This is a genomic window from Oscillospiraceae bacterium (assembly GCA_015065085.1).
In the GTDB taxonomy this organism is placed as follows: domain Bacteria; phylum Bacillota; class Clostridia; order Oscillospirales; family SIG627; genus SIG627.
On the sequence record SVQW01000004.1, the window covers coordinates 14017 to 39598 of the forward strand.

At 42.9% G+C, this 25582-nt stretch carries 18 protein-coding genes, 2 tRNA genes and 1 pseudogene; 8 read left to right on the forward strand and 13 right to left on the reverse strand.

All coding sequences use genetic code 11. The features are described from left to right. The 3 genes from E7588_04465 to pyk all read left to right on the forward strand — a co-directional run bounded on the left by E7588_04465 (position 1) and on the right by pyk (position 7025). The gene (locus tag E7588_04465) at positions 1-5040 is read left to right on the forward strand and encodes a hypothetical protein (protein ID MBE6688519.1); all 5040 of its coding nucleotides are present in this window, start codon (positions 1-3) and stop codon (positions 5038-5040) included. A gap of 60 nt (positions 5041-5100) precedes the next feature. Beyond that, the gene (locus E7588_04470; GenBank protein MBE6688520.1) at positions 5101-5484 is read left to right on the forward strand and encodes a TIGR04086 family membrane protein; all 384 of its coding nucleotides are present in this window, start codon (positions 5101-5103) and stop codon (positions 5482-5484) included. Between the two features lie 113 nt (positions 5485-5597). Continuing rightward, positions 5598-7025: a pyruvate kinase gene (pyk, locus tag E7588_04475; GenBank protein ID MBE6688521.1), complete on the forward strand. Its 1428-nt coding sequence runs from the start codon at positions 5598-5600 to the stop codon at positions 7023-7025. A 57-nt stretch (positions 7026-7082) separates the two neighbouring features. Here pyk and E7588_04480 read toward each other — a convergent pair whose 3' ends face one another. The 8 genes from E7588_04480 to E7588_04515 all read right to left on the reverse strand — a co-directional run bounded on the left by E7588_04480 (position 7083) and on the right by E7588_04515 (position 14927). Then, entirely contained in the window at positions 7083-9041 is a 1959-nt protein-coding gene (locus E7588_04480; protein ID MBE6688522.1) for a hypothetical protein, read from the reverse strand. Positions 9042-9207: 166 nt separating this feature from the next. Continuing rightward, positions 9208-9279, reverse strand: a tRNA-Glu gene (locus E7588_04485). Positions 9280-9419: 140 nt separating this feature from the next. After that, positions 9420-11027 (reverse strand): hypothetical protein, encoded by a 1608-nt coding sequence (locus E7588_04490; GenBank protein MBE6688523.1) that lies wholly within the window; start codon positions 11025-11027, stop codon positions 9420-9422. 23 nt (positions 11028-11050) lie between these two features. Next, positions 11051-11830 (reverse strand): amidohydrolase, encoded by a 780-nt coding sequence (locus tag E7588_04495; protein ID MBE6688524.1) that lies wholly within the window; start codon positions 11828-11830, stop codon positions 11051-11053. 100 nt (positions 11831-11930) lie between these two features. Continuing rightward, complete coding sequence (locus E7588_04500; GenBank protein ID MBE6688525.1) at positions 11931-12947, reverse strand: PHP domain-containing protein; 1017 nt, start codon at positions 12945-12947, stop codon at positions 11931-11933. 207 nt (positions 12948-13154) lie between these two features. After that, positions 13155-13227 (reverse strand) — tRNA-Lys (locus tag E7588_04505). Positions 13228-13378: 151 nt separating this feature from the next. Beyond that, complete coding sequence (locus tag E7588_04510; GenBank protein ID MBE6688526.1) at positions 13379-13591, reverse strand: hypothetical protein; 213 nt, start codon at positions 13589-13591, stop codon at positions 13379-13381. 526 nt (positions 13592-14117) lie between these two features. Further along, the gene (locus E7588_04515) at positions 14118-14927 is read right to left on the reverse strand and encodes a sugar phosphate isomerase/epimerase (GenBank protein MBE6688527.1); all 810 of its coding nucleotides are present in this window, start codon (positions 14925-14927) and stop codon (positions 14118-14120) included. Between the two features lie 159 nt (positions 14928-15086). Here E7588_04515 and E7588_04520 point away from each other — a divergent pair, with 159 nt between their 5' ends. Then, a complete protein-coding gene (locus E7588_04520) occupies positions 15087-17378 on the forward strand; it encodes a glycoside hydrolase family 95 protein (GenBank protein MBE6688528.1) in 2292 nt (763 codons plus the stop codon). A 57-nt stretch (positions 17379-17435) separates the two neighbouring features. Here E7588_04520 and E7588_04525 read toward each other — a convergent pair whose 3' ends face one another. Next, positions 17436-17726, reverse strand: a complete 291-nt coding sequence (locus E7588_04525) for a hypothetical protein (protein ID MBE6688529.1) — start codon at positions 17724-17726, stop codon at positions 17436-17438. Positions 17727-18159: 433 nt separating this feature from the next. Here E7588_04525 and gnd point away from each other — a divergent pair, with 433 nt between their 5' ends. Together gnd and E7588_04535 are read left to right on the forward strand one after the other, a co-directional pair. Then, complete coding sequence (gene gnd, locus E7588_04530) at positions 18160-19611, forward strand: decarboxylating NADP(+)-dependent phosphogluconate dehydrogenase (protein ID MBE6688530.1); 1452 nt, start codon at positions 18160-18162, stop codon at positions 19609-19611. A gap of 11 nt (positions 19612-19622) precedes the next feature. After that, positions 19623-20897 (forward strand): DUF2088 domain-containing protein, encoded by a 1275-nt coding sequence (locus E7588_04535; protein MBE6688531.1) that lies wholly within the window; start codon positions 19623-19625, stop codon positions 20895-20897. A gap of 44 nt (positions 20898-20941) precedes the next feature. Here E7588_04535 and nadA read toward each other — a convergent pair whose 3' ends face one another. Then, a complete protein-coding gene (nadA, locus tag E7588_04540; protein MBE6688532.1) occupies positions 20942-21850 on the reverse strand; it encodes a quinolinate synthase NadA in 909 nt (302 codons plus the stop codon). A gap of 134 nt (positions 21851-21984) precedes the next feature. Then, entirely contained in the window at positions 21985-22791 is an 807-nt protein-coding gene (locus E7588_04545; protein ID MBE6688533.1) for a mechanosensitive ion channel, read from the reverse strand. Between the two features lie 187 nt (positions 22792-22978). On the opposite strand from E7588_04545, the gene lysA reads away from it, so the two are divergent. After that, positions 22979-24280 carry a diaminopimelate decarboxylase gene (gene lysA / locus E7588_04550; protein MBE6688534.1) on the forward strand — a complete coding sequence of 434 codons (1302 nt, stop codon included), beginning with the start codon at positions 22979-22981 and terminating at the stop codon, positions 24278-24280. Between the two features lie 59 nt (positions 24281-24339). Here the strand turns inward: lysA and E7588_04555 are convergent. Then, positions 24340-24453 (reverse strand): annotated as a pseudogene (locus E7588_04555) (XRE family transcriptional regulator). A 4-nt stretch (positions 24454-24457) separates the two neighbouring features. On the opposite strand from E7588_04555, the gene E7588_04560 reads away from it, so the two are divergent. Beyond that, entirely contained in the window at positions 24458-24694 is a 237-nt protein-coding gene (locus E7588_04560; protein ID MBE6688535.1) for a hypothetical protein, read from the forward strand. An 86-nt stretch (positions 24695-24780) separates the two neighbouring features. On the opposite strand, the gene E7588_04565 is transcribed toward E7588_04560, so the two are convergent. Continuing rightward, the gene (locus E7588_04565) at positions 24781-25401 is read right to left on the reverse strand and encodes an L-rhamnose mutarotase (protein MBE6688536.1); all 621 of its coding nucleotides are present in this window, start codon (positions 25399-25401) and stop codon (positions 24781-24783) included. Between the last annotated feature and the right edge of the window lie 181 nt (positions 25402-25582).

Consider the following 25582-nt stretch of genomic DNA (forward strand, 5'->3'; position numbering starts at 1 on the left):
ATGAGCTCAATGATTAAAATCCTGTCATTCAATATATCACATTACAATTACAGCATGTGTGTAAACAATGTTCCGCTGATAAAATCACTGCTTTTTGAGGTATCCCCTCAGGAAAATGCATCCGATTTTTACGGAAAAGACCTTTACGTAACAATAAAAGCCACCCCGGAAATATTCCATTCCTACCACCGCAGTATCACCATCAGCGCTGACGGAAAATGTGATATATCGGGAATAGAGCCCGAAATGCGTCCGCGCATTATCCAGGCAGTCACCGAGCCTCAGAAATGTACTATTGACATCACCGTAAGAGACCGACACGATGTATGCGGAAGCCTTTCGTACAATGTGGATCTTCAGCCCTACTATTGCTGGAGCGGTTTTTCCTGTATGCCCGAATATCTGTGTTCTCTGGTTACTCCCTCACAGCCACAGGTTCAAAAAATCGTTTCCTCTGCATATGAATTACTTCGCAACCAGGGTGAGTTGCCAATAAACGACGGCTACGAAAAGAAGAACATAAAAAAGGTTTTTGCAATAAACCGGGCTATATACGACTCAATACGCAGTCTCAAAATAACCTACAACATCACAAAAACCGACTATCTTTCAAAATGCGTATCTCTCCAGACCGCCGAAATGCTTATGCACCGCATGATAGGAAGCTCGCTTGACATTTCGCTGGTTTTCGCCGCGTGCCTGGAAAATCTGGGGCTCAATCCCTTTATAACCGTATTCAGAAATCATGTGCTTATAGGTTGTTTTTTGAGTGATTTGAACTTCACCAACCCTGTCACCGAAAACTTTGACGAGCTTATGGCGATGGGACGCGGTCCACGCCGTGTGCTTTTCCTCATGGAACCAACCTCAATGGCAAACGGCATGAGCATCGACTTTGAAAATTCCTGTCGCATGGCAAAGGAATATTGCGAAAAAAATGCTGCACATTTTACCGCAATTGTCGATATTAAAGCGGCACGCATTGCAGGCATAAAACCCATCCCAAACCGCATTGTAGAAAACGGCAAGCTGGTTTTTGACGGTGGTGCATATGAAAACGATGACTTCTTCAGTGATTGGGTAGACATCAATGATGAAAATATTGATGCGGCAGAGCGTGAAATAAACAAATTAAAGAGTGAAATTTTCGACTTTTCTGAAAATAATCCCCTCATAAACGCCGATTTTAAAAATGTTGTCGGACTTGCATACACTTCAAGCGTGGAAGCCTTCGCTTCAAAGCTTAAAAATCCCACGACACTCACACCCTCTCCTTTCAGTGAGAATACAGAAAGTGTTTTTCTTCCCGACCAGAGATGTGCCGTGATGGAAAGATGCATTAACGAGCTTAATGAAAAACCGGGTGAAACAGCCACATTCTGTACCGAAGCAAAGCTGAAAAAGCGTATACACTCCATTTACAATATTACAAGCTGTGACAGATATTACAGATACTACACATATGTCACATTCTACTACGCAAAATGGAAATCCCCTGATTCAGCCAACACCATCTACACTCCAATGTTCCTGGTCCCCTGCGAACTCAGCGGGTCACCTGACGGATGCAAATTGAGACTGCTTACCGACAATGCCATTCTCAATCCAATTTTCCTGGAAAAAATCAAGCGGCTTTTCACAGTAAATTTTGTTACATTGTCAAAAATCCCGGCACGGGAGATACTTACACGTCGCGAATATATCTTTTCTCTTATTTCGTCTGCCGTCAGCGGAAGACTTGATATCAAGTTCATACCATACGTTTCTCTCAGTGCACATGATCTTTCTTCCTTTTCGGACTACACACATTTAAATAAAAATTCCGTTTCCTCTCCCCTTTCACGCGCTCTTCTCATGGGAACGGAGACCCCGCCCGAATCCCGTACATACGGCGATATAGATGTTGATTCCATTTTTCCGCTTAATATGCCTTGTCCTCTTGAACCCGACCGTTTCCAGAAAAGCGCTGTATATCATGCAACCGAGGATAAATCTACTTTTATAAGCGGTAATATAAACTCCGGCAAAACAAGAACGGCAGCAAACATCATTTTCAACACACTTTACAAATCCAAAACCGTTCTTTACGTCGGCGGCACGCCCGGTGCATGCAGTGATTTGGAAAAATACCTGGGTAAACTAAGCCTTAACGATTACACACTTTATCTCCGTCCGTACGCCCCCGACCTGACAGGTGCGTTCAACACTGAAAAGTTACCGGAAAAGCGTCCCAGCGAGCTTTACATAAAAGCTCAGCGTATGATGCAGAAAAAATCCGAGCTTTCCAATTACTACAAAGCACTCCACAAAAAGCAGAAAACCGGATTTGATCTGTACCAGAACGTAATGCAGTACGAAAAATACAAAAATTCAAAATACTGTGTTGCCTTTTCTCCCGCTTTTATAAAGGAGTTGGACGAGGACAAGGTCATCGCTTCCCTCCGCCAGATATCCGAGCTTACCAAGGCTGTAAAGCTCAGCGGACAGCCCTACCGCCACCCTCTTGCAAAAATCGGAAGAAAAACTTTTTCTTATGAAATAAAGGCTCAGGCTGTAACTCTTATCAATTCATACAAGGCGGCGCTCGAAAGCTTTCTGGATTGTCAGGATGAGTTGTGCGAGCTGATGTGCTTTGATTTCGAGTTTTTACGCGAGGATCAATCCAATTCCTTGGAAAAGCTTGCATACATATTACAGAACTGCTCCGACGTTCTCACTTCCTCAATTTTTGATACCAAGTGCAAAAACACCCTGAACCGACTGCACGGTGTTATTGATCTGGCAGAAAAGCGCCTTTCAAGCTCGGAAAAAATATTCGGAATTTTTGAAGAACATGTATTGGATATTGATGCGGCTCAGATGCTTGAGGAATACAAGGCTTCTCTTTCCACATTCTTTATAAAGCGTAACGGAATACAGAAAAAGCTGTTGACAATGCTCAAAAATCATCTTATCGATGACAAAGTCATCTCTGTTGATGAGCTTCCGGACACGCTTTATTCACTGGTGCATTATGCCGAAAACACCGCAAAAATAGCGGCAGAAGCTTCGGATTTCAAGGAGCTGTTCGGTATTGATATGTTCACACGTAATATTGAGATGGAACGCGAAGCTCTCGAAAAATTAAAGAAAATATATTCTGTTTGCGAAGAATATGTGCTTCACCTCGACAACATCTGTCGCCGCGAATGCAATCCTGAGGATGTTATTCCTTCCCAGGCGTCCGTTATAACCGACTTCGTTCAGAATCCTGATATTTACAAGACAAAATTTGCGGAATATAAAAAGCTTCGCGCCACCTTTACGGAAGCGGAAAACACACTGGTTAAATATCTTTCAGTGGATATATACTCCCTGAAGGACAAAATGGCAATTAAGTGGTATGAATACGTATATGCCTGGATAACCGAATTGGAGCAGTCAATTGACGGGCTCAAAAGCTGGTGTGAATATCTTAACGCCCGTGACAATGCTCTTGCCATCGGACTTGACAGTGCAGTAGCTCTTCTCGAAAACACCGACATGACTCAAGACGAATTCCGTCAGGCATTTCTGAAAGGCTTCTTCAAGGCTTCCTGCGAGTATATTCTTGCCAATGAACAGGTTTTTGCTTCCTTCAGCAGCGAAAGCTGTGCCGATGCTTGCAATGGGCTCAGCGAGCTGATTTTACAGCTTGACGAAATGATAATCGAAGATCTGGGAATTAAGCTCCGTACCGATTACCGTGATTACCACAATCGCTACATCAGTGATAACGAGGAAAAGACATACCTGGACTCCAAGGATATGGGTGAGCTGTTTGCTTCGAATCTTAAGCTTCTGCAAAAGCGTTTTCCCGTAACAGTATCTTACGGAAGTGCCATAAATGCATATCTTGCCGAAGATACGATGTTTGATTGTCTGATAATCGACGACGTGCACGCAATTCCATATTACTCACTGCTGGGTCTTATTTCCCGCGCTGAAAAAACAGTGTTCCTTGGTATGGATACAACCAAAGAAAACACACTGTTCAGCGCACCGGCGGCGTATTCACTGATAGGACGCGGTGCGGCATACTCTCCCGCTTCGCTGTATTCCCGTCTTATAAAAGCAGATGTCCCGCTGTGTAAGCTGGAATACAAATACGACACACGCCGCGACCTTGCTTCACTGGTAAGCGAAATTTTCTCGTTCCATAACGAGCATGTAATACCGTGGGCAACCGAAATGGCCGACATAAGCATTATCCCCGTAAACGGTGTATTTGAGCGGCGCGGCACTTTGGTTAACTACGCCGAGGCAAACTGCGTAGTGGAAACCCTGAAAAATCTTGTTACTGACGAGTCAATTGCCGTATGTGCATTCACACGTCCTCAGGCGGCGCTTATACGCCAGCTGTGGGATCAGAGCGGAAGCATACTTGACAATCTCAAAATTTACGCAATTGAAGACTATCCCTCCGCCTGCTTTGACAGAGTGATTGTTTCAACCACCTTTTCTTCAGGTAACAACACAGGTATACTGCCGTTTAATCCGGCACAGCTTGCGGGAGACAATTACAGATTGCGCTTCAATTCGCTGATGTCCTCGCTGCGCAATTCGCTTACAGTGATAACCGCCCTTAACGAAAATTCCCTTGACGAGCTGGAACCATACACCGACAGCCTTTACGCCTTCAAGAGATTTATCAAATTCATTTACGACCGCTATACATATTTTGCACCTGCCAAGCCGGGCGAATTTGACAAGTGCAGTATACGCGGCGAAATATGCGATTTCCTTCAGAAGCTTGGCTATGATACCGTTCAGAATCTGGGAACTTCGGAGCTTAAAATAGACGTTGCCGTGCGCAGTAAAGAGAACAACGGATACATTCTGGGCGTTCTTTTGGACAATTACTGCGGACAAACCAACGATGTGTATACATCCGAGGTGCTCATGCCCACGCTTCTGAAAAAGAACGGCTGGAACGTAATACGCATTTTCACAAACGAATGGTATGAGAATTACAACAAACAGCTTGAAGCTATATCCGAAAAGCTTGCGACATTGAAATAACAAACCATTGTAATAAAATTATCCCTCCCGTAATACACTTGTATCGGGAGGGTGATTTTTTTGAACAAACAAACAGCCGGAAACACACCGACAGCATTAAACTTTATAGTCAACTGCCTTACCGCCTCGCTTGCAGCATCCGTAATAATGACGATACTTCTTGGTATAAGTGCGGTAATTCTCAACACATTTCAAAACCCTGAAAGTCTATACGGAATGTTTTCAATTGTCGTATACATCATAACTTCCGTGATTTGCGGTATTATAGCAAAGCGAAAAAACAGTCATTCGGCACTTCTGTGCGGACTTATAAGCACGATATTTCTGGTACTTATTCTGCTGGCAGTATCAAGTATAATTCCGGGTTTTGAAGTATCTGCACCTGTATGGCAGCCTGTAATACTCCTGATCGGTGCAATACTCGGAGCATTTATAACAAAATAAGATTACAAAGTTTTTACATGCATTTAACTGTTATATGCTTTTAAAACGACCTTAAATGTGATAAAATAAATGTGAATTTTTATATTTCTTCACATTTGCAGAAAGGTCAGAATATGCGTAAAACTAAAATTGTATGTACTATCGGTCCCGCAAGCCGTAATGAAAAAATTCTTAAAGAAATGATAACAAGCGGTATGAATGTTGCCCGCTTGAATTTTTCACACGGCTCGCATGAGTATCATTTAGAAACTATTGAGCTTATAAAAAAGGTGCGAAGCGAAATGGGTGTTCCGCTGGCTATTATGCTGGATACCAAGGGGCCCGAAATCAGAATAAAAAGCTTTAAAAATTCCGTAGCTAAGCTCGAAGAGGGAAATCTTTTCACATTATATGCCGACGAGCGCGACGGCGATGAAAACGGTGTGTCGGTAACTTATCCGTCGCTTGCTTCGTACATCAGGGGCGGAGAAACACTGCTGGTCGATGACGGAAATATCCGTCTTGAAGCTCTGAAACCCGAGGGCGACGATATTGTCTGTCGCGTTATAACAGGCGGTGAGCTGAGCGACAAAAAGGGTATAAATATCCCATGTGTCAATATTGATATGCCGTATCTTTCAGAACGCGACAAGGAAGATATACGCTTTGGTATAGAAAACGATGTGGACTTCATTGCCGCATCCTTTGTAAGAAGTGCGGAGGATGTAAAGGCGCTGAGAAAATTCAAGGATTATCACGGCGGACACGACATACGCATAATTTCAAAGATAGAGAATATGCAGGGCGTAGAAAATTTTGACGAAATACTTAAAAATTCCGACGGAATAATGGTTGCGCGCGGAGATATGGGTGTAGAGGTATCATTTGAAAAGCTTCCCGGGCTTCAGAAGCGTTTCATAAACCGTTGCTATCAGGCAGGAAAAATGGCTATATGTGCGACTCAGATGCTGGAATCGATGATAAGCCATCCCAACCCCACCAGAGCAGAAATAACCGACGTAGCCAATGCCGTATTCGACGGCACCTCCGCCGTCATGCTTTCGGGCGAAACCGCTATGGGAAATTATCCTGTACTCACGGTACAGGTCATGGCGCGTATTGCGGAGCAGGCTGAAAGCGATGCCTTTGAAATGGGATATTACTCCGGCAAAAAGTACGACATGGACACTGATACAACCAACGCTATGTGTGATGCTGCCTGCACTACTGCACGGGATATCAATGCAAAGGCTATAATCGCGCTGACAAAATGCGGTCATACCGCACGCAGAATGTCAAAATTCCGCCCTTTCGAACCGATTGTTGCCGCAACTCCGCTGGAAAAGACATTCCATCAGCTTTCATTGTCTTGGGGAGTTTATCCTGTTGTCGCACGTTATCAGCAAGACAGTGAAAGCCTGTTCAGACACGCAATAGACTGTGCAAAACAAATTGATCTGGTGGAAAACGGTGACATTGTAGTAATAGCTGCAGGTGTTCCGCTGGATACCACGGGAAGTACAAATCTGTTAAAAGTTTCTGTTGTGGGTGCAAAGTATTAACAACAAAAAACGTCTTATATGCTTACTGCATATAAGACGTTTTCTTATTATCTGAAATTATTTTGTGAGCATCCAGACAGCCATTTTGCTTTCTTCTGTCCAAAGCTTACCTGCAGAGGAATAGTCGGTAACGAGCATTGTTTTGCCGTCGGTAAGGGGAACAAGAGCTTCGATTATATTCTTGTAAGACGCCTTGCCCTCGGTGAGAGCAACGTCAACATAACCATCTGCATTAACCTTTACGCTTACAGCCTCATCTACGCTGTAACCGAGTCTGTTATCCTGTGCGAACATAACGGGACCGCGGCGCAGAGCAATGTGATTCTTTGCGATGGGGTCTTCTCTGTCGAAAGTGGGGATTACATACTGATGTTCCCAGATAACCTTATTCATAAGTATATCGGTACCGTAAGGGATGGGGTATATTGCCTCAGTTCTCATATCGAGAGCGAGAGAAACCACATCTCCGTCCTTCCACTCACGATCAATTGCGACGTAGCCTTCCTTAACCGAAACAGCCTGTCCGTTTACGCTGAGAGCAGTGTTCTTGCTCCAGTAAGGATTTCTGATGAGAAGCTCGAACTTTTCAGCCTTTTCAAGCTTTACTGTAATATCTACATTGCCATTCTTGGGGTAGTCTGTCTTCGTTTCAAAAACAACCTTGTTATCAGCGGGGGTTGCGGAAGAAACAGTGCCGTTTATATAGAGATTGAATGCAAATCCGTTTTTAGTAGTGAGAATCTGCATTTTGGGAACAAGACCCAAACCTGCGGAGCCAATACATGCACAGCAACCGTAGTAGTGATTATCGCTCATTATCTGCAGACCGCCGATTCCGTTTCCGCGTGTTCCGGCGGTAAGAGGGCTGTAACTGTCAAAGGGCAGGGGCTCAATATTCAGCTGAGGGAATTTTTCCTTTATAGTGGGCTCAATAACCTTTTCTGTATTGAACGCGCCGAGATAAGCATTGTAGAGCGATATTTCAAAAGCGTCTACATATTTGGGGTCACCTGTGAGAAGTGTTACCTGGTAGAAGAACTTCATAAGAGTTACGGTAACGCATGTTTCCTGCTGGATTATACCGTTAGTAGTGTTAGCCTGACGTACAGTGGAGTGGTCAAACAACTCATGGGTACATCCACAGCAACCGATAACAGTGAAGTCACTTTCAAGAACTCTGTTTGCAAAGTTAAGTATTGCGGTTCTGTACTTTTCATCTCCGGTGTGTCTGTAAAATTCCAGAAGTCCCTCAAAGCAGGAGGTCATTTCATATGCCTTTGTAAGAGGATACTGGTAAGGATAAAAATCATTCTGGTAAGCCAATTCAAAGATGTTTGCAACAGATGTACCGCCATTATCAACTATGTACTTGGCAAAATCGAAATATCTCTGCTCACCGGTGATAGTGTAAAGGCGTACAACAGGCTCGAGAATAGAGGAAGAATTTAGACCTCTCCAATGACGGTTACAGGTGTTGATGGGCTTCTTTCCTTCGTACGCGGAACCTATTTTGTAAATTATGTAGTCTGTATGCTTGCACATAGCATCAACGATTCTCTTGCTCAGTGCCTCATCCTCACAAATTTCCAAGAAATACTGCATTCCGAGAAGAACATATTTACGGCTCCACATATCCCAGCCGTCGAACTCATGGTCTGCGCCATAGCTGCTTATTCTTCCGTTTTCGTCAGCGCTTTCAATCATGTCGCAAACGGTTTTTTCAAGTATATCATAAAGTTCCTTGCTCTTACCGTAGGAGTAAACGAGGCATGCACCGCGCATCATTTTGCCCCAGTACTCGCCTCTCCAGCCTGCGTCAAAATCGGCATCCTGACGGAACTGCTGAACAAATCTTCTCCACAGTTCGGGATTATTGAGCTGAAAACTTTCAACAAAATCGAAAGCCTCGTTCATAAAGCCGTTGTAGCTGAAGTTGTTACGATAATCAACAAAAAGCTTATCTGTCTTTAATCTGGGAAAATTAGCGGTGTTTTCTGCATAAAAGTTATTCTTCATAAAGCACGCTCCTGTGACTGTAATAATTTATTTTTAATAGTATACCATATTATTCCGTATTAATCAAGGGAAAAATCAATCATTATTTTATATTTTTAGTTTTCATTGCTTAATATTGCCAAAACAGACAAAACAAAAAAGGACTGTCCAAAAAGACAATCCTTTATGACCCGTACGGGAATCGAACCCATGTTTTCGCCGTGAGAGGGCGATGTCTTAGCCGCTTGACCAACGGGCCGTTTATCCGACCTTTGTATTATATCATGATTTTTCAAAAATGTCAATAGTTTTTAAAGATTTTTTATAGTTTTTTCGGGAAAGTGATTTTTCACTTTCCCGAAAATTGATTTAAAATCCACTTGCAAGTTTCAATCCCGATTATTTGTGTGCCTTAACCACCTGTGAAATGAGGTTATAGTCGTTAGTGAGTATGACGTCAATGCCCATATCCAGGAATTCGGTGGTCTCATTCGGGTCATCAGACCAGAAAACATTGCAGATTATTCCGTTTTCGTGGGCACGGTCGATATCTTTTTTTGTGAAATACGGTTTGAAAAGCTGTATTTTTTGACATCCGTACTTTATGGCGCGGTCAATCATAACATCTGCACCGCCGCTTGAATTATATCCCACACAAAGAGCTATATCGGGAGCAATTTCCTTTGCCATCTCAAATATGCTGTCATTTGTGCACATAAGGTAAACGTACTTACGGCAATCGTATTTATCGATAAGTGAAATTATCTTTTCAAGATGTCTGCGGTCGTAGTCGGCAAAATCATTCACATTTTTTATATGAATATTCATTATCACGTGGCAGGAGAATTTTTGCAATATTTCCTCGAAACGCAAAATTTTCATTCCTTTAAAACGTTCGCCGTATTTCACTCCGAAATCAAGATTCAAAAGCTCTTCGTAAGTATGCTCATAAACGTAGCCGTTTCCGTCCGACACTCTTTCAAGCGTAGGGTCGTGAATGGATACTATCTCCCCGTCCTTGGTATACCACAGGTCAAATTCTATCTCCTGAGCTCCCATGGCAACTGCGGCACCAAAAGCAGGCAGGCTGTTTTCCGGTGCAATTGTATTGAAGCCTCTGTGTGCACACACCCTGGGATAAGGCATTATCGAATCGTTTCTGACAATAGCACTTCCGGCCGGACGATACTGCCAGGGGTTTCTGCCAAATTCGATATATTCATAGTGAGGTGCGGGAGGATTTCCGAAGCCGGCAGGCTTATAGTATTTTTTATTTATATCTATTTCAGCCGTTGCAATTCCGGTTTCACTCTTCATATTAACCAGCATATCTCCGTTGGGCGCAACAATCATGCTGGCACCGCAGATGTTGGATTTTTTATCCATACTCACGGAAGAACGCACTACATAGGCATTGGTATTATACGCAAGAAAACGCCCCATTATTTCAAGTGCCTCGTGCGTATCGCTTCTCTGAAGGGAACAGCCGATGATTATATCAACATTCTGACGTGCAATGGCGGGAAACGCTTCGTAAAAATAGAAGTCGTAGCAGGTAAGAAACGCATATCTGACGCCGTCTATCTCCAGAACATACGGCTCGGAAAACTCACGTGTGTAGTCGCTGTCCAGCTTGACTGTATAAAGCTCGGAGGGCGGAAGATGCTTTTTATAATACTTACCCACCAGTTCCCCCTTTGTATTATAGGCATAGGTGGTGTTTCGGTAACCCGTTTCGGTGAGACAAAGCGCATTGACAAACAGCACAGCTTTACATCTTTTGGCTGTCTCGGAAGCGGTACTAAGCAAAGTATCTATATACTTATCATGATAGAACAGATTCTCCTCGCGGGTAACTGCGGCACAGGGGACATCACTGTACTCCGGCAGAACGATTATATCCATCGATTCATCGCACTGTGCCATATATTCGAGCTTTATCCGGAAATATTCGTCGCACAGCGAACAGTCCATCGAATACGGCGGTTGTATAACACAAGCCTTCATAGCAACACACTCCTTCAAAATTATTATTTTATATTGAGTATTCTTTTTGCATTGAGCGAGAATATCTTTTCTTTTTCGCTGTCACTCAGAAGCGGATCGAGAAGAACCGAGCCTACAAACATTGCCGGGCTGCAGGTCGGAAAATCCGAGCCGAAAAGTATTCTGTCCGCACCAACGGTATCAATGGCACGGCGCAGAACTCCATAGCGAAAAACTCCTGTTCCCGATATGTCAAGATAGAAATTTTCGCTCATTTTAAAGCGTTCAAGCTGACGCATAAAGGTGTCATATTCTCCGGGATGTGCGGCAACAAACACCACATCCTTATGCTTTTTCACCATCTCGTCCATAGCTTCGTCGCCCTGACTGTGATAGCTTACCACCATATTGCGTCTTGCCGCTTCGTCCAGCAGAATTGAAAAATTCTCGTCGGAATAATCACTCCAGCCGTCGTAATATGGCACCAATTCCCCTATCATCTTGACACCCAGATTATCCATACGCTCCATTTCCTTGAGCGACCAGTCCACAAAGGACGGATGTATATGAAAACCGGGGACGTAGAAGTCACCGTAAATATCACGCAATTTCAGGGCGGTATCGTTGGTGTACTTCAGACTTTCAAGGTCCTCGCCCACTTTTCTTGCGTGAATAACCGAGCCGCATATTTTGGATACTCCCAGCGAAGCGAATATTTCGCGGGTGTTTTCAACTCCCATTCCGCAAAAATCGCGGTGGTTTGCTATATTTTCGTCTTCCGTCAAAAACGGATGTGTGTGAAAGTCAATAATTTCAAAACTCATATTTACCTCCGAATAAAAAACGTCCTGACAATATTATACATCAAATGTACATAATGTCAAGACATTGTTTTTCATATTTTATTGATAAATCCCCGATATATTATTTTTCGAGGATATCGTCCAAAAAATATGCATTTGTGTAAGCGCGTTTTCCGTCGGCTCCAACGACAGTTATACGGAAATACCCGTCATCATCTTCCACGGCAAAGGTTGCCTCGGTGATAAATTCTCCGTCAGGTGCACTTACTTTTGAAATATTGCGTGTCATTTTATTTGTAAACACCAGTTTAGCAGGTTCAAAGGTTATATGAACCATTCCGTCCTCGTACCACAATTCGTCTATAACCGGCCCCTCGGAAGAATAATACTCTCCACGCAGAAGTGCGTTGGTTATCGTCTCATATTCAAGCTTTTCCGCTTTAATGACAGTGAATCCGCCGAAAGAGTCATCTTCACCGTATTTGTTGTGGTTATCATCCGTAGCGGTACACAAAAGTCTTTTGCCCGATTTGAGCATTTCCTCATAAATACGGGTGTTGTGCTCATCATTGCCGCTCGCAACACAGCCGTAATTGCAGATTTCCATAGCGTGCATACCGTTGTAATTAATATAATCGGTGTATTCCTCATTCGACCAGGTGGGATGGTTATAGGTAACGAAAAATCCGCTGTCTACACCCTCTTTTATCATGCGGTTAATACATTCGGGAGTGTAGATCCTTTCAAAATCCGGCTTTGATTCATCAAATCTTACAAACGGTTTAAAATTAAGGGTGCAGCCGGGTGTCATATATTTTTTTCTGTGCCAGCAGGGCTGAATAACCGTATCATGTTTTAATGCTATCATGCCGATATCGCAGTTTTTTGAAAGCTTTTTAGGCAAAACACCGTTGTTGAAGCCATACTCTATGCCGTTGAGTGCAAGGAATTCTTTATCAGTAAGCTCGTTATGCAGAATAAACACATCGTGGTCGGTATACGCAACTATGGAATAACCTTTCTCCATATATCGCTTTTTTATTTCCTCAGGCGACCATCTGCCGTCAGAAACGGTTGAATGACAATGAAGGTTTGCTTTGTAAAAACGTCCGCTCTGAGGCAACAAATACTTTTTCATACATACTATCCTTTCGCAAAAACTAACACGAGTATATATTAGCATATTTGATATATATTGTCAATATTAAAAATAGCGAGCATTTTTAGCAATATTTTATTTTTCCGACAAATTGATACCATTATTTTATTTCAAATATCAAGCGTGCAGAGATTTTTTCAAAATAAAAAGAAAACCGTTGATTTCCAAGGAAATCAACGGTTTATATGACCCATCGGAGAATCGAACTCCGGACACCTTGATTAAAAGTCAAGTGCTCTACCGGCTGAGCTAATGGATCACATTCGTCTGTCGACGACTTTTACATTATAACACAAAAATAACAATTTGTCAATAGCTTTTGAACAAAAAAATATTTTTTTCTGCGAATCCAATAACACGCCGGATATTATATAATCCGGCTGTGTATCCGATTCATGCTGCAGACGGCTTTATTCCGCGTCGTCCTGCCCCTCGAGCACCTTTATATCGGCAAGCTCGCAAAGCTTAAGAACTATTTTTTTGAAGCTTTTATTGTCGCACAACTGATCGCGGCGTCCGAAGTTATAAAGCACGCGATGCTTTGTTGTACCGTTTTCGCCGCGGTAGGATTCTACGAGATTTATATACTCGTAATCTTTAACTTTCGTGGATTTAATAAACATAGTATGACACCGTAAAACATGTATTTATTCGCGAAACGCAAACGCTGTCTTATTCCGCGTTGCTATATTGTATCACAATTTTTATTTTTTTGCAATAGTAATTTTGTATTTTTTCAAAAAAATGTTATACCACATTTTACCCAACTTAAAAAAATATTTTTTCATCACTCACAAAACACAACCTATTGATGTTTTTGACATCATTTAATCAACCCGCTGTGCTTTTATACATTTTTCACGTCGTTTTCAGTCGGTAAACTTTCTGTATATTTGAAACCAATGCGAAATAACATTTCTTTATTTTTTGCCATTTGTAACTTTTTACGAAGAAAATTACCCGTCAAGTTGTACTGTTTTCATGTCATATCACATCATCATTGAAGAATTCGCAGAATAATTTGTGGTATAACTGTCAAAAGCAACAATTTTATTTTTACCTATTGACAAAAACGTTTTTTTGTGATACATCAAAAAACAATGCCGGCGCAGAATACGCCGGCATTATCCTAAAAGCATTGACAATATATCACAAAAGCTGTTTAAATAGCTGTGCGCTTTGTCTGATTCTGGGCTCCAGTTCGTCCTCTATAAAGGATTCCACTGTTACTCTGCCATCATAGCCCGCTTTTCTCATAGACTCGATAAACAGCTCGTAGCGGTGTCCGTCTCCTATTTTAGGATACTCTCTTTCAACGGGGTTGGCTGTATGAGCGTGTACAATCTTATCTCCCATAGTCTCAAGAACATTATAACCCTCTCCGGTGAGAGCGATATGGAAAGAGTCACACACTATTCCGATTTCGGGTTTATTGATAAGCTTTGCGATATCATATGCCTGGGTGACATAGTTCATAAAATTGGTTTCACCGCCGTTCAGTTCTTCAAGCGCAACCTTGAAACCATACTTCTTTGCCAGCGGCACAAGAAATTCGGAGCATATGTATGCAGTCTGCTCAACGCCCTTTTCATAGGGGAAGTCTTCGGAAATATGTCTTGACAGTCCCGAGCCAAAAACAACAACCTCATATCCGTAAAGCGGAGCGGTTCTCGGAATAACCGTATTCAGATAATCCTCAACAACCTTCATATCGGCATCTGCACCGATAACCTTCATTGTCTTGGGGAACAGGCAGTTTACCGCTTCACATTTATAGTCATACTTTTTCAATTCCGCACAAAAAGCATCAAGCTCGCCATCCGTCATGTCATAAAATTGATTGATACGCGATTCGACAAAATCATATCCCGATTCTTTCATTACTTTTATAAGATGAAGATCCTTTGCCGAGATTGAACATCCGAGTCTCATATTATTTTCCTCCATCGAAATCTGCATTTTAATTTTTTCGAAAATTCACACCGTGAAAGCACATTAGTTTTGTTTTACAGCTAAATTATACCATATTGAAATTACAAAGTCAACTATTTTTGCAAAACGTATTGACAAAAGCATCTATTTCAGATAAAATCTAAAAAAAGCGAAAGGAGCAATGTAATGAACACATCATATACAGCTTATTACAAAAAGCCCGCCGACGAATGGTTCCAGGCTATGCCTTTGGGTTGCGGAAGCCGCGGCGCAATGGTACTCGGGCAATGTGACAAAGAAGATATACTTCTGAACCAGGACACACTCTGGGCAGGACTTCCGGGACACAACACTAAATGCGAAAACAAAAGATTTATAGCACCCGCACGTGAGCTTATAAACGCAGGCAAGTATGCTGAAGCCAGTGAATTTGTTGAGAATTTCATGATAGGCGAACGCATGAACGGATATTCACCGCTGGGACACATCAAAATCAATTTTTCTCATACTGATTATTCGGATTACATCCGCGCCCTTGACCTTTCAAATGCTATCTATACCTGCGATTATATCTGCCAAAACGCAAAATACCACCGCGAGGGATTTGTTTCCCACCCTCACATGACCTTTGCGCAGAAATTCACCTGTGAGGGTGGAAAATTGAATTTCACCGTTACCGTTGACAGTGAAACAATGTCGGACACATGTATTGAAAACGGATACATCAAGCTCAAAGGACGTGCTCCCGTCAGCAATCTCAGCCGCCCCACCGATCCCGTGATCTATGATACTTCCCATGATGCGGACTGTGTGAAATTTCAGGCATGGCTCCATGTGGACACCGACGGCGAAAAAGTATACGGTGAAAAAGAAATAACCGTAAATGGTGCTTCATATGCCGTGCTGTATCTGGTAAGCGACACATCGTACATCGACTGGAAAACAATGCCGCGCAAAGACCCTGCCATTGACTGCGAACGTTTTATGAACCGCGCACGTCTTGATGGCTACGACAAGATGAAGCAAATGCACATCGACGATTACAAAGAGCTTTTTGACCGTGTTGAAATCACTCTCGACAAGGGCACAAACAGCCATCTTCCCACCGATGAACGTCTGGCGAAATTTGCCGAAGACATGAGCGATGCCGAACTTTGCGCTTTATATTACAATTTCGGACGTTATCTGACCATTTGTGCTGAGCGCGAGGATAGTATGCCCGGAAACCTTCAGGGGATCTGGAGCTGGAAGCCCAAGGCTGAATGGGGCTCCGATATGCATCTTAATATAAACCTTCAGATGAACTACTGGCCTGCGGAAAACGCAAACCTTTCCGAGTGCAGAATGTCATTGCTCCGTTGGCTCAAGGGACTTCACGAAAGCGGCAAGCAAACGGCGTACGAGTTGCATGGTTGCCGCGGCTCCTGCGCATATCATATCAGTAATATATGGTGCAAAACCACTCCTGCAACCGGCTGTCCCGAATGGTCCTACTGGCCATTTGGCGAAGCATGGCTGGCAATGGATATTTTCGACCACTACGAATACACAAAAGATATAAAATTCCTTGCCGAGTATTTTGACATTCTCAAGGACAATGCACTGTTCCTGTACGACTGGCTTTACTTTGACGAGGAACTGGGCTGCTTCGTAACCTCCCCTGCAACAACTCCCGAAAACCAGTTCTTCTATGTTGATGAAAACGGCGAGAAAAAGCAGTCTTCGGTTTCCAAGGCAACTACCTGCGATCTTGCAATAACACGCGAAATTTTCTGTGATTTTATAAAGGCAAGCGAAATTCTTGGACGTGATGAAGATTTTGCCGCTTCAGTTGCCGAAAAGCTGGATCTTATATATCCTTATCAGATTGGCGAAAAGGGCGATCTGCTTGAATGGTTCAAGGATTTCGAGCAGCGTGAATTGGGACACCGCCACATGTCACACATGCTGGGGGTTTATCCCGGAAGCTTCATAAACGAATACGATACTCCCGAGTTATTCAAAGCAGTTGAAAAGTCGCTTGAAATACGTCTTGACAACGGAAGCGGTTACACCGGATGGAGCTGTGCGTGGGCGCTTGCTTTCCTTGCAAAATTCCGCAACACCTCACGTGCCTGTGAGTACATTAAGCGTCTCTTCCGCGACTCCACTTCGCCTAACCTTCTGGACCTTCATCCGCCGCACATTTTCCAGATAGACGGTAACTTCGGCGTTACAGCAGCTATCGGAGAAATGCTGGTTCAATCAAACAATGACATTATTGAGCTGTTCCCCTGCATTCCGGACATTATCAAAAACGGTAAATTCAAAGGTCTGCGTGCCAAGGGTGCTGTTACCGTTAACGCCGAATGGCAGAACGGTGAGCTCAAAAGTGCGGAAATTATCCCGGATTTCTATGGCGAATACAGTCTGAGATACAGAGATAAGATTATAACCGTTACTGCCAAAGCCGGAGAAACAGTAAAAGTTTTCTGCTGACAAAAAGCGTAATAAAAAAAGGACACATCGGTGTCCTTTTTTTATTACGTTCAATCATCACAGAATTTCTGCCAGCATTTCTTCAAGAACCTCTTGCGGAATATCGGAAACGGCCACCTTTTCAAATATTCGCTTTGCCTCCTGCTCATTTCTCGAAACATCATTTATGTATTCACTGTCCGTAACGGTGTTGTTCTTAAGCGAATTTATCATAATGGAATAGCATGTTAAATGTGTATCACTCTCCAATTCTATTATATCATTCCTTATAAGCTGATAATTACGGGTGATACAGCTATCCTGTCCATGTGGCAGATTGCGGTTAATAACCTTAGGCTTGGTATCCATCTTAACACCTCTTTCCTTTACAGGATAATTATATACCTTTCTCTGTTTTTTAGCAATTACATCGGTTTTGTACATTCATACGTATAAAAGCCACATATTCAGCGGGAACATTCCGCTCTTTACGACGGTATAATTGCAAAATCTTGTCAAAATCAGAAAAACACATCTCGCTTTCCTGAAAAAAATAAATATATATCCACAAATCGAGCCCAAATAATCAAATATTGTTTTTTTGCCATGTGTATTATTATAATTATTCATTTTTTGCCAACAGAACAGAATAGCGCTCGTTTCACATCGTCAAGCAGTGATAAAATAATATAAATTTTACACAAAAAATGCCGTATGCTATTGACATATTGCCTTTTCAGATGTATAATATCAGCGTAATAAAATGAAAGGATTGCCGGTAAAACCGGCATGAGGTAACAAAATGAAAAAAGCCGATATAGGTATGATTGGTCTTGCCGTAATGGGAGAAAATCTTGTTATGAATATGATGGATAAGGGCTTCACTGTTGCTGTTTTCAACCGTACCGTTGAAGTTGTTGATAAGTTCGTCAACGGACGTGCGAAGGGCATGAACATCATTGGTGCACACACCATTGAAGAGCTTGTTGAAAACCTTGCAAAGCCCCGCAAAATCATGATGATGATAAAAGCCGGCAAGCCTGTTGACGATATGATTGACAGACTTATTCCTCTGCTTGAAGAGGGTGACATAATCATTGACGGCGGCAACTCTCACTTCCCGGATACCATCCGCCGCACAGAATACGTTGAATCCAAGGGTCTGCTTTACATTGGTACCGGTGTTTCAGGCGGTGAAGAAGGCGCTCTCAAAGGCCCCAGCATGATGCCCGGCGGTTCTCCTGCCGCATGGCAGTCCGTAAAGCCGATTTTCCAGTCTATCTGTGCAAAGGTTGAGGACGGCTCTCCCTGTTGCGACTGGGTCGGCGAAGGCGGTGCAGGTCACTTTGTTAAAATGGTACACAACGGTATCGAATACGGTGATATGCAGCTCATCTGCGAAGCATATCAGCTCATGCGCGACTACCTTGGTATGAGCGCAGATGAAATGCACGAAGTTTTCGCGGAATGGAACAAGGCAGAGCTGGACAGCTACCTTATTGAAATCACACGTGACATCCTCGCATACAAGGACACAGACGGTCAGCCTATTGTTGACAAAATTCTCGACACCGCAGGTCAGAAGGGCACCGGTAAATGGACCGGTATTGCAGCTCTTGACGAAGGTGTTCCGCTGACTCTTATCGGCGAAGCAGTTTTCTCACGTTGCCTGTCTGCCATCAAGGAAGAGCGCGTTGCAGCTTCCAAGGTAATCAAGGGACCCACTCCCAAGTTTGAAGGCGACAAAAAGGAATTCATCGAAAACATCCGCAAAGCTCTGTTTGCTTCCAAAATCGTTTCTTACGCTCAGGGCTACACCCTTATGCGTGCAGCAGCAAAGACCTACGGTTGGAACCTCAACTACGGCGGTATTGCTCTTATGTGGCGCGGTGGTTGTATCATCCGCAGTGTATTCCTCGGCAAAATCAAGGATGCATTCACCAAAAATCCCGAGCTTACAAACCTCATGCTTGACCCCTATTTCAACGAAGTTCTCTCCGCTTCTCAGGACGGTTGGAGAAAAGTTTGTGCGGCAGCCCTCATGAACGGTATACCCGTTCCCGCAATGACAACCGCTCTTGGTTACTTTGACGGCTACCGTTGTGAAAAGCTTCCTGCCAACCTGCTCCAGGCTCAGCGCGACTACTTCGGCGCTCACACCTATGAAAGACTTGACGCACCCCGCGGTCAGTTCTTCCACACCAACTGGACCGGTGAGGGCGGAAACACCTCTGCCGGTGTCTACAACGCATAAAGGAGTTTACTATGACAAACGTCATTAAACTGGCAAACACCTCTGCCGGAATCAGCGACCCTGAACTGTATGCGGCTCTGGATGCTTCTTTGGGAAGCAACTATCAGAAGCTCAAAAAAGTACTTATTCTCCCACCGGATTTCACGAGGTTTCATTCCTGTGCAGGAAAGATAACCAAATATTACTACGACAAACTCAAGGATATTTGTGAAATAGACATTCTGCCGGCTTTGGGAACTCATGTTGCCATGACCAGAGAAGAATGCAAAGAAATGTTCGGTGATATTCCTTACGAAAAGTTCATCGTGCACGACTGGAGAAACGACGTAGTAAAAGTGGGCGAAGTGCCTGCGGAATATGTCACCGAGGTTTCCGAAGGTCTTGTTACCAATGCCATTGATGTTGAAGTAAACAAGCTTCTCATGGATCCTTCATATGACCTCATCCTGTCCATCGGTCAGGTAGTACCTCACGAAGTTGTAGGCATGGCGAACCGCAACAAAAATATATTTGTTGGTTGCGGCGGAAGCCAGATGATAAACAACTCCCATATGCTGGGTGCATTCTATGGAATGGAGCGCATTATGGGCAAAGACCACTCCCCCGTCCGCAAGGTATTTGACTATGCCGAAGAACATTTTCTCATGCAGATACCCTTGAAATATGTTCTGACCGTAACAACACAGGACGCAGGCGTTATCAGCATGCACGGTCTTTTCATCGGACGTGAAAGGGTTTATTTTGAAAAAGCTGTAAGGCTTGCTCAGGAAAAGAATCTTACATTCGTTGATAAGCCCTTTAAAAAGGTAGTTGTAATGCTGGACGAGAAGGAATTCAAGAGTACCTGGCTGGGCAACAAAGCAGTTTACCGTACACGCATGGCCATTGCTGACGGCGGTGAGCTTATCGTTCTTGCTCCCGGTGTTGACAAGTTCGGCGAGGACGCAGCAAACGATGCGCTTATCCGCAAGTATGGCTACGTTGGCAGAGAAAACGTTCTCAAGCTTTGCAAAGAAAACGACGACTTGAAAGAAAATCTTTCCGCCGCCGCGCATCTTATCCACGGTTCCTCCGACGGACGCTTCAGCATCACCTACTGCACAGCACATCTTACAGAAGAAGAAGTACGCGGTGCGGCATTCAACTATATGCCATACTCCGAAGCAGTTAAGCTTTATGACCCGAAGGTCCTCAAGGATGGCTACAATACACTTGCAAACGGCGAAGAAATATACTACATCAGCAACCCCGCTCTTGGTCTGTGGGCTGACCGTTCCAAGTTTTAAAAACAAAAAATGCAGTGATTTTCCAATCACTGCATTTTTCTTTTCTAGCCGAGTTCTATCATTTTGTCTATGCATTTTCTTGCATTTTCTATCGTACGGTCATCCATTATTATTTCCGTTCCGCCACCCGTCAGTGCACGGTATATATCGGGAAGAGTTGTAAGTTTCATATCGGGACAAATAAGCTTTTTGGAAAGATAATAAAAATTCTTGTCGGGGCAGGCAAACTGCAAATGCTCGGCGATGCTGATTTCAGTGCCTATAATAAAATTCTTTTTGTCACTCTTCTGTGCGTAATCGATTATACCCACAGTAGAGCCGGCATAATCGGCATGCTTTGTGACATCGGGCGTACACTCAGGATGTACAAGAAGAAGTGCGTCAGGGTACAGCTTTTTGGCTGCAAGTACTTCTTCCTCCGTAACTGAAGAATGAACGGGGCACCCGCCCTGCATAAGCTTTATATTTTTGCCTGGAATATTCTTAGCCACATATGCGCCCAAGTTGCAGTCAGGAATGAAAAGAATGTCGTCATCGGGAAGTGCGCTGATAATTTTCAGGGCGGAAGAGGATGTCACGCACACATCGCATACCGTTTTCAGCTCAGCAGTAGTGTTGATGTAGCAAACCACCTTATATGAGGGGTTGTTTTTTTTGAATTCCAGTATCTCAGCCTTGCTCAACTGCTCTGCCATAGGACAGCCCGCCGACGGATGAGAAAGATAAACGTTTTTTTGCGGAGAAAGAAGCTTTACGCTTTCAGCCATAAAGCGGACACCGCACATTAAAAGGTTTTTATTGGCAACCTTGCTTGCCATTACGCTGAGCTGGAAGGAATCACCTACGAAATCAGCCACTTCGGTAATGGCTTTGTTTTGATAGCTGTGGGCAAGAATACAAAAATCCTTTTCCTTTTTGAGCTTTATAATTTCCTGTTGTAATTTATTTATCATTTTATTCCCTCATTTTGCAAGTTTATGTATTCATTATACCATTTTACATTGGATATGTCAAGTAAAATAAAAGCAATGCTGTCGGAAAGACCGCCGACCGCATTGCTTCTGTTCAATATCTGCAAATATGATATTTATCCATTATTCTTTATATGTACATCAAGCTGGTTAAATGGTATACTTATATTGTTTTTGTCAAACTCAGCCCGAACCTGCTCAATAAGGTCAAAATATACTGTCCAGTAATCAGAATTGTTGCACCAGGTGCGTGATACAATATTCACAGCGCTTTCACCATAGCTATGTACGCGTACAAATGGTGCATTTGTGTCGGTCAGAGCAAGAGGATGCTGTGACACCTTATCAAGTATTATGGATTTTGCTTTTTCCGTATCGGAATCGTATGCTATCTGGAAAGTGATATCAACACGACGCTGGGGCTCACGGGAATAGTTTGTAATGTGACTGTTTAAAAGTGCACCGTTGGGAATGCTTATCTGGCGTCCGTCAACCGAACGGATGAGAGTATGCAAAAGATCCACATCCAGAACAACGCCCTCATCTCCGCCTGCGGCAATATAATCGCCCGTCTTGAAGCGAGGCGCAATAAGAAGAAGCACACCGCCCGCAACGTTATTCAGCGAATCCTTGAGTGCCAGCGCAACAGCGGCAGCAGCAGCAGAAAGTGCAGCAACAGCTCCTGTCGTGGAAACACCTATGGCACTGAGTGCGGAAATAATGACAAGAACATGCAATACCACATTAAGTACTTTTGCGATAAACTTATCCAGTGCTTTGTCAAGCTTTGATTTTTCCAGAGAATCCTTGACAATTTTGAGAATGATACGAATAAGCAAATGACCCACAACAAGTATAAGAAGCATCTTGATAATTGGTGCCAAAAACACCCATATAGCTGCCCAAGAAACAACAATCGGCATAAAAAAACCTCCGTTTATAAATTTGTTATGTATATATTGTAGCACAAAAAAACTGATTTGTAAACCATTACACAAAATATTTTTTTGTAAAAACAAAACACGCTTTTTTGTAAAAATATATAGAAAAATTCATAAAATCATGTTATAATGATACATGTTTTTTATTTTCCACGCAAAGGAGCAAAAAATGTTTAACTCGGAAAACCTCAACATTAATGAAAAGAATCACCTTACAATAGGCAATCACGATGCAGTAGAACTTGCAAAGGAATTCGGAACTCCTCTTTACGTACTGGACGAAAACCTTATGCGCAAAAACTGCCGCGAATATAAAGAGGCAATAGACACCTATTACAACGGAAACGGACTTGTCCTTTTCGCCAGCAAGGCACTGTGTACCATGTACACTGCAAAAGTCGTACAGAGTGAAGGCTTGGGAGCAGATGTCGTATCGGGCGGGGAGCTTTACACCTATCATAAGGCAGAATTCCCCATGGACAAGGTTTTTTTCCACGGCAACAACAAAACCCCGGAAGAAATCGAGCTTGCCTTAAACTACGGTGTAGGTCATATAGTTGTTGACAACATATTCGAGCTGGAGCTTATAAATGACATTGCGGCAAAGCGCGGCATTGTGCAAAAAATACTGTTCCGCATAAAGCCGGGCGTTGATGCTCACACTCATGATTTTGTAAAAACCGGACAAATAGATTCCAAATTCGGTGTTGCATTGGAAAACGGCGAGGCTTTTGAAATACACAAGCATGCCGTCACTTTGAAAAATGTAATGGTAGACGGAATACACTGCCATATCGGTTCTCAGATATTCGATACCGAGCCCTTTGATCGTGCAGCGGAAGTTATGATGGATTTCATCACACTGCTTCATGACAAATTATCTCTTAAAATAAACATTCTAAATCTTGGTGGCGGATTCGGTATAAAATACGTCAGCGGGGACGACCCACTGCCACACGGCGAATATATCAAAAATGCCGCTCTCGCAGTAAAGCGCATTGCAAAAGAAAAGGGACTGCCACTTCCCTATCTGGTATTCGAGCCCGGACGTTCGATAGTAGCAAGTGCAGGCGTCACACTGTACACCGTAGGATGTGTCAAGGACATCAAGGATGTGAGAACATATGTATCGGTTGACGGCGGCATGGCAGATAACCCCAGATATATTCTTTACGGTGCAAAATACACCGCACTCCTTGCCAACAAGGCAGGCGACAAGCCCACCTCACCCGTAACCATAGCGGGAAAATGCTGTGAATCCGGCGATCTTATTCAGGAAAACGTAATGATGCCAAAGGTTAATGTAGGCGACACTCTGGCAGTGCTTGCAACAGGTGCTTACAATTATTCCATGGCAAGCAACTACAACCGTATCCCCCGTCCTCCGATTGTTGCACTTAACGGAAACGAAAAGAAGATTATTGTAAAACGTGAAACCTACGAGGATATAATCAAGAATGACGTTTTGTAATTTCTAATTCCTGCAAACACAAAAAAGAGCAGTATATACTGCTCTTTTTTTATTTTAAATCAACGTATTTCCTGATCCAGATCATCAAACAACTCAGAATCGAAAAAATCCCGTATTCCGATTTCAAGGCCATCACAAATTTTTTTGATAGTAGAAATGGTGGCGCTCTGATTGGGATTGTCTTCTTTTCAAACACTGATGTTTTATATTTTGATCATTCCCATGATAATAGTCGTGCTTGTGATTTATCACAAAATGTTTGATGTTTACTATTTCGGCAGTAAAGGCTGTGTAACAGAAATAATGGTTGGCGGATTAATTGGTGTAATACTGGCATTTCTTATTACGAAATTCTGGTACATTTCAATCCCTGTTGCTATACTGTTTGTAGTTGCGTTAGCAAAAGGCGACTGACTAAAATCTGTTTTCTATCATGTATAACATACAAAAACAACACAGCACCATACATTTTTGTACAGTGCTGTGTTGTTTTTTAATTATCACTGCTTTGCAATAAGTGCTATGGCGTCATGCTTTTCGCCGGTTATCCAGTCCACGTCATCAGTGAGCCAGTCCATTATTTCAAGCTGGCGGGTTTCCCATGCGATAGTAGAAGCTTTTTCTTCCTCGGTCATGTCGTGATCAAATGATTTGACAAGCTCGCAGTAACCGAATATGTAACCATTGGCATTCCATATGGTAAAGTTACTTTCGGGACCCTCTTTCACAGCATCTCCGCGTGCCTCTACAAGCGCATCGTGACGGCGCTTATATTCCTCTGCACAACCTTCCTTAAGCTTTGTGGCAAAAACGCGGTGGCGTATAAGGGATTTATCCTCACGCACAATGCCTATATCGTGATACATAAGAGGCAGTGTGCCGGGAGCAGCAAACAGCTCGGTATCGACCGACACAAGCTTATCGGCAATCAATTTTGCCGATGTATCATCCTTATATTCACCGTAGCAGAACAGAAAATCTTCTATTCCCCACACGGAAAAATTGTTTACACCGTTAAGTTCAAGTTCTTTTTTAGCTTCGTCCCATTTAGCTGTGATGGCACCGATTGCTTTTTCCTTACAACCATTCTTGCATTTTAAAACAAAAGGCATTCTTTGCATTTATCTTTACCTCTTTCAAAAGTAATATTTTTCTTTTAGTATATCAGTTTTTAAGCTATAAGTCAAGATAAAAACAACAATTTTCCCGATACAGCCTCGCATAATATTAAACTTTTTTTAACTTTTGAAAAACCGCTTTACATTTCCTGCAAATTCTGATATAATAAGGTATTGTAATGTA